The sequence below is a fragment of the Chondromyces crocatus genome (genome assembly GCF_001189295.1).
GTDB lineage: Bacteria > Myxococcota_A > Polyangia > Polyangiales > Polyangiaceae > Chondromyces > Chondromyces crocatus.
On record NZ_CP012159.1, the window covers coordinates 364,761 to 377,748 of the forward strand.

A 12,988-nucleotide genomic window follows, 5' to 3' on the forward strand; every position below is an offset into this window, starting at 1 on the left:
CAGCGACGCCCGTCGAAACCGATCCGCATGCAGATCGCAGGGACGGGCGTCGAAGGATCACCGCGTCAGACGCGCGGCCAGATGACGCCCCGCGTCTGGAGATCCTCGACGGTGTCGGCGAGGGTGGCGAGCGGGTCACGCGGTGACCATCCCAGCTCGCTCCGCGCCTTGCTCGCGTCCACGTACCAGAAGTGCTGCCCCATCTCCGCCGACACCGGATCGAGCGGAAGCTCGACGGGCAGGTGCTTCTGCAGACGCTCCAGGATCTGCGCGCCCGCCCTGGCGAGGCCGATGCTCCTCGGCAGTCGGATCGTCGGCGCCGGCACCCGGCTGACCCGCTCCAGACGACCGAAGAACGCCTCCAGGGTCATGTTGGCCGCGCTGAGCAAGTAACGCTCGCCAGCACGCCCCTTCTCCATCGCCAGGATCAAGCCGGTCGCGGCGTCGCGCGCGTCGACGAACGAGAGGCCCCCGGCGGGGACCACCGGCACCTTCTGCTCCAGGAACTGCACGACGTCGCCCGTCGACGAGCCGTGCACGTCGCCCGGACCGAGCAGCAGCGAGGGACCCACCGCGATCACCGCGAACTCGGGGCCGCTGCGATCCAGACCGGCGCGCTCGGCGTAGAGCTTGGACCGGTAGTAAGGCCACGCCGCGATGATCTGCATCGGCGGCTCCTCGGTCTCGTCGTGGACCAGAGGCTCCTTGCTCACCGCGGTCACGCCGCTGGTGCTGGCGAGGACGACGCGACGCACGCCGGCCTCACGGCACGCATCGAGCGTGGTCTTCGTCCCGTCGACGTGGATCCGGTAGAGCTCCGCCGCATCCTCGCGACGCCGGGACACCTTGCCCGCACAGTGGAACGCGCCCTCGCAACCCGCTGCGGCAGCGCGGACGCTCGCCGCGTCGAGGATGTCCCCCGGCGCCACCGTCACCCCCTTCGCCGCGAGCTCGGGGGCTGCGCGGCGGCAGAGCGCGACCACCTCGTGCCCTGCCGCGAGGAGCTGGTCGGTGAGGTGGGTGCCGAGGAAGCCGGTGGCCCCGGTGACCAGGTAGCGGCTCATCGCTCCACCTCGACCTGCGCCTGACCCTCGTGGGCCGGAGCGATCCCGGGCCCTCCGTCGCCCGGTCGGAAGCTGTCACCGAGCGCGAACACCCTGGGAAACAGCAAGAGCAGCGACGCGTCGTTCGACTTGACCTGACCGGACATGATCTCGACCGGCCCGGGCACATACCCCTCGCGAATCATCTTCGTGAAAATCTCCGGCGTGGTCTTGAGCACGCAGTCGGCCTGGCCCCCTTCGGGCTTGCCGAGGTGGACCTCGCAGCTCTCGGGTCCCACGCGCAAGGTCCACTTGGCATCGGCCTCGGGGCCGAGGGTGACGTAGTACGTGACGGCCTGCTCGACCTTGCCGGGCAGGTGCCGCGCCTTCACCTCGCGGAACAGCGTGACGAGCGGGTGCTCCTTCTGCGCCTCCGCCTCGTCGATCCGCTCGACCCGGCTCAGATCGAGGACGCTCCCGTCGCGCAGCGCCAGCACGGCCTTGTGGGTCAACTCGGCGACCTTGCGGTAAGCGACCGTCGGCTTCATCCCTGCCGTCAGCCGGCGGAGATCCGCCACCGTGAGCGGCGGCCCGATGCGCGCCACCACGCCGCGCCGCGTGGGCAGCGCACGCCCCTTCGGCAGCGCCTCGAAGGTGCCGCCGAGGTACACCGGCAGGATGTCCACGTCGTGGGTGAGCGCGAGGTGGCCGATCACCGACTTGAACTCGTGGACGGCGCCATCCGGGCTGCGCGTGCCCTCGGGGAAGATCAGCACCGTGCGGCCGCGCTCCAGCACCTCACCCGCCTGGCGGAGCGCCTGGCGCAGCCCGCCCTTGCGGTCGAAGGGCGCGAGGTTCGTCAGGTTCTCGAAGTAGGCGCGGCGCCAGCGATCCTCGAAGAAGTAGTCCTGCGCGGCGAGCGACACCAGGCCGTCGCCGTAGCCGCCGAGCGCGTACTTGACCAGACCCATGTCGAGGTGGCTGGCGTGGTTCGAGGCGACGATGGTGTTGCGGTTGTGCGGGATGTACGCGCGGCCGTAGACGGTCGGGCGCATCACCTTGCCGTAGAAGCCCATCTGCGCGGAGGTGAGCACCTTCTTCGCCGCGTCGGCCACGACCGGCGGCAAGCGGATCGGCTCCTGCTCTTCCTCCACCACCTCGTCGTGGCCCGTGGTCACCAGCGCGGCAGCGCCCGCCTCGGCCATGAGGACCTCCACGTCGCCCACCGTCTCGCAGCGCGCGAGCCGGGTCGGGTCCACGGGCCGTCCGCTCTGGGCCTCCAGCGCGACCGACAGCTCCATGCCCATCAAGGAGTCGAAGCCGAGGTCGCCCTTGAGGGTCATCGCGGGCGAGAGCGCGGCGGCCTTGCGGTTGGCGATGGTGGCGAGCGCGTGGCGGACGGCGCCCGAGGCCCCTGCCTCGACGGGCGGAGGCAGCGACGCCTTTGCCAGCCGGGCGAGGATCTCCTTCGCCTCGTTGCGCTTCACCTTGCGGGTGACGGTGCGCGGCAGGTCGGCGTCGTAGAGGTGGACGACCGACGGCTGCACCGCCTTGGGGAGCTTCTGGATCGCCTCGCGCAGCGCCGCGAGCGCCTTCTCCCGGCGCTCGGTGCGCGCCGCGGCGCCTTCGCCCTCGGTGAGCGGCTCGGGCACGGCCAGGCACGCGACCCGCTCGCCACCGCGCGGATCGTCGATGCCGACGATGACCAGCTCCTTCACCTGCTCGGGCTTGCCGAGGAGGTTCTCGACGTCGTCCGGGTAGACGTTCTCGCCGTTCGCCGAGACGATGACCTCCTTCGCGCGCCCGACGATGACGAGCTGCCCGCGCTTGTCGAGCTTGCCGAGATCCCCGGTGTGCAGCCAGCCGTCGCCGTCGATGGCCTGCGAGGTGGCCTCGCTGTTGCCGAAGTAGCCCTTCATCACGTTGGGGCCGCGCGCGTAGACTTCGCCGACGCCCGAGGCGTCGGGGTTCTGGATCTTGATGCTCACCCCGGGGATGGGCTTGCCCACGTGGCCTGCGCGCGAGCGCGCGGAGGCCTTCGCCACGGTGAGCACCGGCGAGGCCTCGGTGAGGCCGTAGCCCTCGCTGAGGTGGAGGCCGAGGCCCGAGAAGACCTCGGCGGTGTCCTTCGGTAGCGCCGCGCCGCCCGAGATCAGGTAGCGGACGTTGCCGCCGAGCGCGTCGTGGACGCTGCCGAAGAACAGGCGCCCCGCGTTGACCCCGAAGCGCTTGCCGAGCAGCCGGTTCAGCTCCATGCCCCAGCCGACGGCCGTCTCGGTGACCTTCCCCTCCTCCTTCACGCGGGCCATGATCCGGCGCTCCAGCATCTGCCAGAGTGCGGGGACACCGACCATCGCCGTGACGCGGCCTTGCCGCAGGCCTTCGGAGAGGCGGTCGGCTTGCAGCTCGTCGAGGTAGATGATCCGCGCCCCCTGCGAGAGCGGCAGGAGCAGGCCGCAGGTGAACTCGAAGGTGTGGTGCAAGGGCAGCACGCTGAGCACGCGGTCGCGCGCGCCGAGCGGGAAGACGGGCATCAGCGCGGCCATGAGCGCGGTGAAGTTGCCGTGGGTGAGCATGACGCCCTTGGGCTCGCCCGTGGTGCCGCTCGTGTAGATGACGCTGGCGAGGTCCTCGGTGTGCGGGCGGTACGCAGGCTGCGCGACGCCCTCGCCCTCCGCGAGCGGCTCGGTGAACTGCTCGAGGTCGAAGGTGCGGAGGCCCGGGATGGTGCTGCGGGCCGTGTCGCCGATCCGCGCGTCGACGCCGTCGTCCCAGAGGGCGATGGTCGCCGTGGACGAGCGGGCAATGTTCGCGAGCTGAGGCGCTTCGAGGCCCGGGTCGACGGGGACGGCGACGCCGCCGGCGCAGAGGATGCCGAAGTAAGCGATCGGCCAGGCGGGCTGGTTCTGGCCCGCGAGGATGACTCGGTCGCCCGGGGCGAGGCCGAGCGCGCGCAGGCGCGTCGCGGTGGCGAGCGCCGCTTCACGCAGCTCCAGGTAACTCGTGCGGGTGAGCCCCTCGTCGGTGAGGCGCTGGAGGGCGAGCGCGTGGCCGTGACGCTCCGTGAGCTCGTCGAGCATGTCGATGAGGTGGTCGTAGGGGCGGAGCGCCTTGAGCTCGCGCTTGAAGCGGGCGTCGATCTCGGGGAACACCCAGCGTTCGAGGCCCGGCAGGTGGATCTCGAACATCCAGTGCCGCCAGTCGATCTTCTCCGGATACCAGATGAACGCGGCGCGCTCGTCGGGGGGCATGCGGTCGAAGGCGGCGCGGGTGTTGGCGCAGGAGAAGACCCAGTCGCCCTCGGCGGTGAAGGGCTTGAAGACCTCGTTGATCATCGCGGTCTGCGCCTCGACGCGGGCGGCAGATTCGAGGGCCTTGGCGGCGGGCTTGAGGAGTGCCGCGGCGGGACCGACGCTCGCCTTGCGGAGCAGGCCGCCGAGGCCCTCCAGCGTGTTCGCGATGCGGCGGGAGCCGTGGGTCTCGTACTGCTTGAGGGTGATGCCCCGCGGCTCGAAGTACTGCGAGATCATGTCGAAGACGGTGGTGCGCTTGCCGTCCTGCACCTGGCGCCGCTTGTAGAGGCCCATCAGCTCCAGGTAGCGGGTCATGCGGCAGCCATTGCCGTCGGTGGAGCCGTACTGGTACACGGCCGGCGCGGTGCCTTCGATCAGCTCGCAGAGCGAGGCGATCATGCCGCTGCACACCATGTCGACCGGGATGAGATCGAGGCGGACGTCGTGGTCGCCGAGGATCTGCACCTGGCCCTTGGACATCAGGTAGAGCAAGGGCGCCGAGGTGTTGATGCCCTCGTTCCAGCCGACGCAGGGGTACTCGCAGGCCGATTCGATCACGGCGGGGCGGACGATGGTGAAGGGCACGCCGGAGGCGGCGAGGACCTGCTCGCCGATGCTCTTCGTGTACGTGTAGATGTTCGTCCAGCCCCAGAAGAGCGCGCGCTCCTGGCCCGCCTCGGTGAGGTGGTCCTTGATGAACTTGCGCTTCACCTTGGCCAGCTCGTTGTCGAGGGCGCGGCCGCGGCTGGGTTCGCCGCGCTTCTCCAGGTTGTGCTTGGCCTGGTCGAGGAAGGCGCTCTGCCGGAAGGCGTCGTCACAGCGCTGGCGGGCTTGCTTGACGATGTCGAGGCACTCGTCGATCTCGCGCTGCGGATCCCAGTGGGATCGTTCGAGGGTGCGCTTGGGGCAGGAGGCGCCGTACCAGGTGGTCCCTTGCGATCGCGGGAACGGGACTTCCTGGGGGTTGACCTCCTCGATGAGGCCGGAGCGGTAGCCGGCGACGTAGCAGGTCGAGGTGTGGAGGACGGCGGCGCCGAGGGCGCGCGCCAGCTCGGCGAGGTTCTTGACGCCGAAGGCGTTGACCTCGAGCGCCTCGTCGAGCGGCGGGTTGAAGTCGACGACGCCGGCCACGTTGACGACGGCGTCGATCTTGCCGGTCAGCGTCGGCAAGAGGCCCGAGAGGCCGAGGAGGGGCTCGACGATGTCGCCGGCGACGGGGGTGATCTTCTGGCGGATGAAGGCCTCGAAGGCTTCGCCCGGGTGCTGCTCGCGCACGGGATCGAAGACGGGCGAGGGGACGATCTGCGACCAGAAGCGCTCCTCCGGAGACTGATCGGCCTTGGGCCGGACGAGCAGGTAGAGGTGCTCGATCTCGGGGAAACGAGCCAGCAGCATCGACAACCAGACCTTGCCGAGGAAGCCGGTGCCGCCGACGACCACCAGCCGCTTGCCCGCGAGGACGCGCGCGGGGTGGAGCGGGGGGCGCTGGGGGCTGCCGTGCGTCAGGGCGAGGTGGTCGTCGGCCCCCGTCGGGTGGACGCCGTTGGTGCTGCTGTGGAGGCGATCGGTCATCATAACTCCGCGAATCCGCGTCAATTCGCGCCTGGGCCCGGGTGCGTCAAGGCTGTCCTGACGCGAAGGCTGCTACGCGCACCAGGCCGGCGCGCTGCGTCGGGTCGTGCGCCACGAAACTCGGTCGGGCGTGGCTTATCATGTCGAACGATTTCTCGTCCGAGTTCCTCGTGGAGGGCGTGATGACCAAGGCTTTCGTGCAACCGCCGATGGAGGACGACGCGAGCCGCACGTCGTCCGAAGACGATGGGTCGGTGATCCTGCTGGAACCCGAGGAGGCCTCCGGTGAGGGGCATGAGGGGGAGGAAGCGGACGCAGCCGCAGAGACGCTGCTGGATCTGGTGCTCGCCGAGGCCGCTGCCAGGAGCACGGCCGCTGCGGTGACGCTGCCGGAGCGGGTGGACGGGATCCTGGTGGGCCGGCTCGAGGAGGTGGGGCCGGCGGGCGCGCGGGTCGTCTTTCCCGGAAGTCCAGCCGAGGGCGTGATCGCGCGGGCGATGGTGCCGCTCACGTCGGCCGAGGTGGGCGCCGAGGTGGCGCTGATGTTCGAGGGGGGCTCTCCGCAACGGCCTGTGGTGATGGGGCGGATGTTCGTGCCCGGGGCCGCGCCCGGGGTGCAGGCGCAGGTGGACACGGAGCGGGTGGAGCTCGCGGCCGAGAAGGAGATCGTGCTGCGCTGCGGGAAGTCGAGCATCACCCTGACCCGCGCCGGCAAGATCATCATCCGAGGGGCTTACGTCCTCACGCGGTCGTCCGGGGTGAACCGGATCCAGGGGGGCTCGGTCCAGATCAACTGAGGCCAGGGGATCGGCGAGGAAGCTGGCTGGCGTGGGAGGGTCTTGGCGTCACGGGATGAACCGTCGGGTGCCGGGGTGAACCATGGGGCGCGTGGGCGCGTGGGCGCGTGGCGCGTGGGCGTCAGCGGGCGCCGCGTTCTCGTGAATTTTCTTCGGGACGCACGAAGTTCGGTCTCATCGACGCGAATCGCGTTCATGACCACGCGAAGATCTTTCGTGTCACGCGAAGTTGCTTCGCGTCCACGTGAACCTCCTTCGCGTCCACGCGAAGATCTTTCGTGTCGCACGAAGTTGCTTCGCGTCCACGGAAACTTCCTTCGTGTCGCACGAAGTTGCTTCGCGTCCACGTGAACCTCCTTCGCGTCCACGCGAAGATCTTTCGTGTCGCACGAAGTTGCTTCGCGTCCACGTGAACCTCCTTCGCGTCCACGCGAAGATCTTTCGCGTCGCATGAAGTTGCTTCGCGTCCACGTGAACCTCCTTCGCGTCCACGCGAAGATCTTTCGTGTCGCATGAAGTTGCTTCGTGTCCTCACGAACGATGTTCGTGAGCACGAAAAGACGCTTCACGACCACGGAAGCGATCCTTCGCGTGGACGCGAAGATCCCTTCGTGTCCTCACGAACCACCCTTCGTGTGGACGCAAACGATCTTCATGACCACACGAAACACCCTTCGCGTGGACGAGAACGATCTTCATGACCACACGAAACATCCTTCGCGTGGACGCGGAGATCCCTTCGTGTCCTCACGAACCATCCTTCGCGTGGACGCGAACGATCTTCATGACCACATGAAACACCCTTCGCGTGGACGCGAACGATCTTCATGACCACACGAACCACCCTTCACGTGGACACGAAGATCCCTTCGTGTCCTCACGAACCACCCTTCGCGTGGACGCGAACGATCTTCGCGTCCTCAGGGCCTCGTCTTGTCTGTACGGAATCAGAAACCGTGTTCTCGATCACTATGACGGGTCGCCGACAGGTGCTTTCTGTCCAGGCTCCATCCGAAGACAGCAGGTCCCTCGGTGAACTGGTGTCCACACGCACCACCCGGCAGGTGCTACCGCCCTGAGGATGAAAAGCGGCGGCCGGGTGCTTTCGGTCAGCTCCGGTGCGGGACGTGGACGCCCTTGTCCTCGGCCACCTGGATCGCCGTCTCGTAGCCCGCGTCGGCATGCCGGATGATGCCCATCCCCGGATCGCTCGTGAGGACGCGCTCCAGCCGACGCGCCGCGGCCTCGGTCCCGTCGGCGACGACCACCATGCCGGCATGCAAGGAGTTGCCGATGCCGACGCCACCCCCGTGATGGAAGCTGACCCAGGACGCCCCCGCCGCGGTGTTCACCAGCGCGTTGAGGAGCGCCCAGTCGGCAATGGCGTCCGAGCCGTCCTTCATGGCCTCGGTCTCGCGGAACGGGGAGGCGACCGAGCCGCAGTCGAGGTGGTCCCGGCCGATGACGATCGGCGCTTTGACCTTGCCCGTGCGGACGAGTTCGTTGAACGCCAGGCCGACCCGGGCGCGATCGCCGTAGCCGAGCCAGCAGATCCGCGAGGGCAGCCCCTGGAAGGCGATGTGCTGCTGGGCCTTCTCGATCCAGCGGTGGAGATCGGTGTCGTGGGGCATCGCCTCCAGGACGGCCTGATCGGTCGCGCGGATGTCCTCGGGATCGCCCGAGAGCGCCACCCAGCGGAAGGGGCCTTTGCCCTGACAGAAGAGGTCACGGATGTACGCCGGAACGAAGCCGTGGATGTCGAACGCGCGCTCACACCCGGCTTCCTGCGCGCAGGTGCGGATGTTGTTGCCGTAATCGAAGACCTCGGCGCCGCGCGCCTTCATCTCCAGCATGGCCTCGACCTCGATGCGCATGCCTTGCTTGGCGCGCGCGACGTACTCCTGGGGATCGCGGGCGCGGAGCGCGGCGGCTTCGTCCAGGGAGAGGCCAGGGGGGATGTACCCGATCAGGGGGTCGTGCGCCGCGGTCTGCTCGGTGACGAGGTCCGGGGTGATGCCGCGGCGGACGAGCTCCGGGAAGACGTCGGCGGCGTTGGCGCACATGGCGATGGAGCGTGGTTTGCCGGAGCGCGCGCTCTCCTCCACGGCGGCGAGGGCGCGGTCGAGATCGTCGATGCGCTCGTCGATGTAACGGGTGCGCAGGCGCTTCTCGATGCGGGTGGGATCGATCTCGATGCCGAGGCAGGCCATGCCGGCCATGGTCGCGGCGAGCGGTTGCGCGCCGCCCATGCCGCCGAGGCCCGCGGTGAGGAGCCAGCGGCCCTCGCGTGAGGGTACGCGCGCTTCGTGGGCTTTGCGGGCAGCGACGAAGGTCTCGTAGGTGCCCTGCACGATGCCCTGCGAGCCGATGTAGATCCACGAGCCGGCGGTCATCTGGCCGTACATGATGAGGCCGAGGCCTTCGAGGCGGCGGAACTCCTCCCAGGTGGCCCAGCGGCCGACGAGGTTGGAGTTGGCGAGGAGCACGCGGGGGGCGTCCGGGTGGGTGCGGAAGCGGCCGACGGCCTTGCCCGACTGGATGAGCAAGGTCTCGTCGTCGGCGAGGTCCCGGAGCTCGCGCGCGATGACGTCGAACGCTTCCCAGGAGCGCGCGGCCTTGCCGGTGCCGCCGTAGACCACGAGGTCCTCGGGGCGCTCGGCGACCTCGGGGTCGAGGTTGTTGTGGAGCATGCGGAGGGCCGCCTCCTGGATCCACCCGCGGCAGCTCCGCTCCGGCCCGCGCGGGGCGCGGATGGTCCTGCGATGTTGCTTGGCTTCGCCCGACATGGCCCCGGTGCTACCGCAACCCGGCGCGGGCGGCCATCTCCACCGCCGGCTCGCGCGCGGGGCGTCCCCGGGTATCATGGGGGCCGCTGTCAGACGGCTGTCCTTGAACGCCGAGGAGACGCTCATCATGGCTTCGCTCACCGCCCCGCTCCGCCTGTCCGCGCTGGTTCTGCTCGGCACGTTCGCCCTGTGTGCCGGGGGCTGCGCCAAGATCGGCTGCTTCGACTACACGGAGCAGGAGTACGAGGCCTTCAACGGGTGCCCGTCACAAGCGGAGGCGCTGCGGGTGTTCGGGGATCCGAACTGCGGGGGTGAGGTGGAGTCCGTGGACAGCGAAGCGGAGTACCGGGATGGGTACTGCTGCTACGAGATCACGAAGTCGTACGACTACTATTACGACGGGATCTGCTCCCGGTAGCCCTCCAGGGGCTGCTCGGACAGGTGTCGCAGGGCCTCGCGGTCACGCTGCAGGGCGTCGCCCGGGAGCGGGCGCCGAGGGAAGGCGAGCGTGACCTCGTCCCCGTCGAGGTAGACGTGCTGCACGTCGATGAGGCCATGGGCTCCACCGGCCTCGTGCAGGGCCGTGACCGCCTCCAGGAGCCGCGCGCGCTGCTCGGGAGAGAGGGGGGGAGCGCCGTCGGCGAGGGCGCGCCCCCGGGGTGGCGTGATCCAGATCTCGGCAGCACGTCGGTCGACGCGGAGCACCGTCGGCAAGGCGGCGTGGTTGACGCGAGCGAAGGCTCTTGCTCGCCCCAGCGCCTCGTCGGTGAGGGGGAGGACGAGCACGTCACGGGCGATCCAGCGGTCATGCCGGCGCGCCTCGGCGTCTCTGCCGTCGCTGGGTTCGGTGGGCTCCGTCAGGCGCTGGGCGGCGTCGTCCGTCGACGGGAGGGGACGGCCGCTCTGTCGCGCAGGCACGCGCGTCCGGAGCGGAGGGACGCTCAGGGGCCAGGAGAGGGAGAGGAGGGAGCGCTGGGCGGCAAAGGCGTCCTCCGGGCGCGCAGCGGGGTCTTCTTCGAGGAGCTGCGCGACCACGGCGTCGTGGGCCGGGGTGAGGTCGGGGTTGATGGCGCTCGGCGGCACGTCGAGGTGGCCTCCCTGGGCAGGGCGAGGGATCTCTCCGGTGAGCAGCTCCGAGAGCACGGCGCCCACTCCGAACAGGTCGCTGGCGAGCGTCGCAGGACGCCCCAGCCGCTGCTCGGGCGACATGTACGCGAAGGTGCCGATCGCGCCCGCCGTCGCCGTGCCCGAGAGATCGCCGAGGTGCGCCGCGCCGAAGTCGGAAAGGTGCGCCGCGCCCACGGCGTCGAAGAGCACGTTGCTCGGCTTGACGTCGCGGTGGAGGATCCCGAGGCGGTGCGCTTCGCCGAGCGCGCCGAGGAGCGAGCTTGCGATCTCCACGGCGCGGGCGGGCGCGACGCGCTCGAGGTGCATGCGGTCGGCGAGGGAACCGCCGGCCATCCACGCCATGACCAGCGCGGGCCCCTCGGGGTGGTACGCGCGCAGTGCGGCCACGTGAGGATGGCGCAGCCGCGAGAGGGCCTGCGCCTCTCGTTCGAAGCGGAGCAGCGCGTCCCGGCCGCCGCCGAGCGTGGTGCTCGCGAAGATCTTCACGGCCACGGGCTCGCCCGAGATGCGATCCCGGGCTTCGAAGACGCGTGCGTGCGGGCTCACGGCGAGCTCGCGCAGGGCGTCGTAACGGCCGAAGAGGAGCTGGGCTGGCGCGGCGTCGGGCGCTTCCCGCCGTGCACCGGAGGCCTCGCGCGGAGGTCGCGCGGCGCTGGTCGGTGGCTCGTCCGCTGGCTCTTCGACGAGTCCACGCTCGGCGATCTCGCCGCGCACGCGTTGCGCTGCCTCGTCGAAGCCGAGGGCGATCAAGCTGCGGGCGAGAAGCGACAGGGCGCGATCACGTTCCTCGCTGCGCGGTGGGAGCTGCTGCAGCGCGCGCACGGCGGCCTCGTAGCGACCATGCCGTACGAGCAGCTGCCCCAGGCAGAGGCGGAGGGGATGCGCTTCGGGATGGCGCCGCAGCTCCGCTTCGAGGAGGCGTGCGCCGTCGATGGGCCGCCCGGCGCGATCGAACGCCATCGCGGCGCGGCGGAGATCCCGCGCCACGAGGTACGCCTCGGCGGCCTCGGCCGGCTCGTCGAGGTCGTCGAACAGCTGCGCCGCCTGTACGGCGTGACCGCGCGCCAGGAGCTCCTGTCCGAGCCGCAGGACGTCGTCGCGGGAGTGCACGTCGCGCATCTGCGCGATCGCATGCTGGACGAGCGTATCGTCCCCACCGAGGGCTCCGAGCAGCGCGGCGCGCCGGGGGTCCTGCGCGGCGAGCGCTTCGCGCGCGGCGCCGGAGAAGTCACACGCCTGTTCGAGCAGCAGCGACGCGCCGAGCCGATCGCCAGCGGCGAGGAGGAGGGTCACGCCTTCCTGCGTCCTGCCCATCGCCGAGAGTTCGGCGGCGCGGTGACGCAGGTGATCGAAGATCATGCCCGCTCAGCGCGAGACGAGTCTGGCGCGACCGATCACCGAGAAGTCGAAGCGGATCTCGCCGAGATCGACCCCGGAGACCGCGAAGGGCATCTCACGGACGCGGCGCACGGCGATCGTGACGGCCGTGGTGCCTTCGCCGCGCGACTGCTCCTTCATCACCGAGGCGGGGATCAGTGCATGTCCGGTGTCCCTGAACCCACAGCGCACGGCGGCACCGCTCGACGCAATCACGTCGATGTACACCCGGTCGACCTCCGCCGCGTGATCGAACGCACGCCAGGTCACCTCGGCGCCAGCGCCTTCCTCGATCAGCGGCTCGTCGGCGAGGTCGAAGTCCCCGATGCGGACGTCTTCCGGCCCTGCGGGCGCCTCGGCGTCGAACGAGAACCGATCGAGGAGCGTCGAGCCCGAGCTGTCGAACGCATAGCGCGCAGGTGCGGGCAGCTCGCTCGCAGCGTCACGCGAGGTGTAGAAGACACCGAAGACGAGATCACCGACGTCCGGGAAGGCGCGCGCGGCAAGCGGCATCGGGCTCTCGCCAGCGCGCACGGTGACATCTCCGACGTCGAGCAGCTCGATCGGGCCGGTGCCGCTCAGGCTGGAGATGGGCTCCTCGACGGCGCCACCGAGCTGGAGACACGCGCCCACCGAGGGCCGATCGAACGGGGAGCCCACCACGCGCTCGGCGAGGTCCGCATCGGAGGCGGCAGGCAACCGCATGAACTTCGCAGAGACGTTGGTCTGCGGGGCAGCGCCCGCCACACCCGAGCGCTCCACCAGCACGAGGCCCTGCGTGACGCCCCCGTTCGCGTCGGCGAGATCGACGACGGGCGTCGAACACCCGAACGCGGCGAACCCGCTGGAAACGAGAACAATGACGGCTTCGCGGGCCGCATCGGGACGCATGAGGGGCAGTCTATTCCTCCCCTCTCGGCCGGGCAAGCAAGAGCCGGGGTGGCCGGGATCATGAGTTTCTGCCGTCATCCCGGACGGTGTCCTGCACGCAT

7 protein-coding genes are annotated in these 12,988 nt (G+C 69.9%); 2 read left to right on the plus strand and 5 right to left on the minus strand.

Annotated features, from left to right (window positions below; genetic code table 11):
* Positions 1-65: 65 nt before the first annotated feature.
* Positions 66-1,064, minus strand: a complete 999-nt coding sequence (locus tag CMC5_RS01320) for an NAD-dependent epimerase/dehydratase family protein (RefSeq protein WP_050428716.1) — start codon at positions 1,062-1,064, stop codon at positions 66-68.
* On the minus strand, positions 1,061-5,911 hold the full coding sequence (locus CMC5_RS01325) for an AMP-binding protein (RefSeq protein WP_050428717.1): 4,851 nt from the start codon (positions 5,909-5,911) through the stop codon (positions 1,061-1,063). The genes CMC5_RS01320 and CMC5_RS01325 overlap by 4 nt, the downstream gene beginning before the upstream one ends.
* Before the next feature lie 338 nt (positions 5,912-6,249).
* Here CMC5_RS01325 and CMC5_RS48885 point away from each other — a divergent pair, with 338 nt between their 5' ends.
* Positions 6,250-6,705: a DUF6484 domain-containing protein gene (locus tag CMC5_RS48885; protein WP_425394850.1), complete on the plus strand. Its 456-nt coding sequence runs from the start codon at positions 6,250-6,252 to the stop codon at positions 6,703-6,705.
* 1,109 nt (positions 6,706-7,814) lie between these two features.
* On the opposite strand, the gene hutU is transcribed toward CMC5_RS48885, so the two are convergent.
* Entirely contained in the window at positions 7,815-9,491 is a 1,677-nt protein-coding gene (gene hutU / locus CMC5_RS01345; protein ID WP_050428720.1) for a urocanate hydratase, read from the minus strand.
* A 127-nt stretch (positions 9,492-9,618) separates the two neighbouring features.
* Here hutU and CMC5_RS01350 point away from each other — a divergent pair, with 127 nt between their 5' ends.
* A complete protein-coding gene (locus tag CMC5_RS01350; protein ID WP_156338031.1) occupies positions 9,619-9,909 on the plus strand; it encodes a hypothetical protein in 291 nt (96 codons plus the stop codon).
* Here the strand turns inward: CMC5_RS01350 and CMC5_RS01355 are convergent.
* Both CMC5_RS01355 and CMC5_RS01360 read right to left on the minus strand, forming a co-directional pair.
* Positions 9,885-11,978: a protein kinase domain-containing protein gene (locus tag CMC5_RS01355; RefSeq protein WP_050428722.1), complete on the minus strand. Its 2,094-nt coding sequence runs from the start codon at positions 11,976-11,978 to the stop codon at positions 9,885-9,887. The genes CMC5_RS01350 and CMC5_RS01355 overlap by 25 nt on opposite strands.
* Positions 11,979-11,984: 6 nt before the next feature.
* Complete coding sequence (locus CMC5_RS01360) at positions 11,985-12,887, minus strand: hypothetical protein (RefSeq protein ID WP_050428723.1); 903 nt, start codon at positions 12,885-12,887, stop codon at positions 11,985-11,987.
* Between the last annotated feature and the right edge of the window lie 101 nt (positions 12,888-12,988).

What these genes read in the sequence shown, in the direction of transcription:
- CMC5_RS01320 (WP_050428716.1), bottom strand. Translation starts at nt 1,064, where the DNA reads ATGAGCCGCTACCTGGTCACCGGGGCCACCGGCTTCCTCGGCACCCAC.
- CMC5_RS01325 (WP_050428717.1), bottom strand. Translation starts at nt 5,911, where the DNA reads ATGATGACCGATCGCCTCCACAGCAGCACCAACGGCGTCCACCCGACG.
- hutU (WP_050428720.1), bottom strand. Translation starts at nt 9,491, where the DNA reads ATGTCGGGCGAAGCCAAGCAACATCGCAGGACCATCCGCGCCCCGCGC.
- CMC5_RS01350 (WP_156338031.1), top strand. Translation starts at nt 9,619, where the DNA reads ATGGCTTCGCTCACCGCCCCGCTCCGCCTGTCCGCGCTGGTTCTGCTC.
- CMC5_RS01355 (WP_050428722.1), bottom strand. Translation starts at nt 11,978, where the DNA reads ATGATCTTCGATCACCTGCGTCACCGCGCCGCCGAACTCTCGGCGATG.
- CMC5_RS01360 (WP_050428723.1), bottom strand. Translation starts at nt 12,887, where the DNA reads ATGCGTCCCGATGCGGCCCGCGAAGCCGTCATTGTTCTCGTTTCCAGC.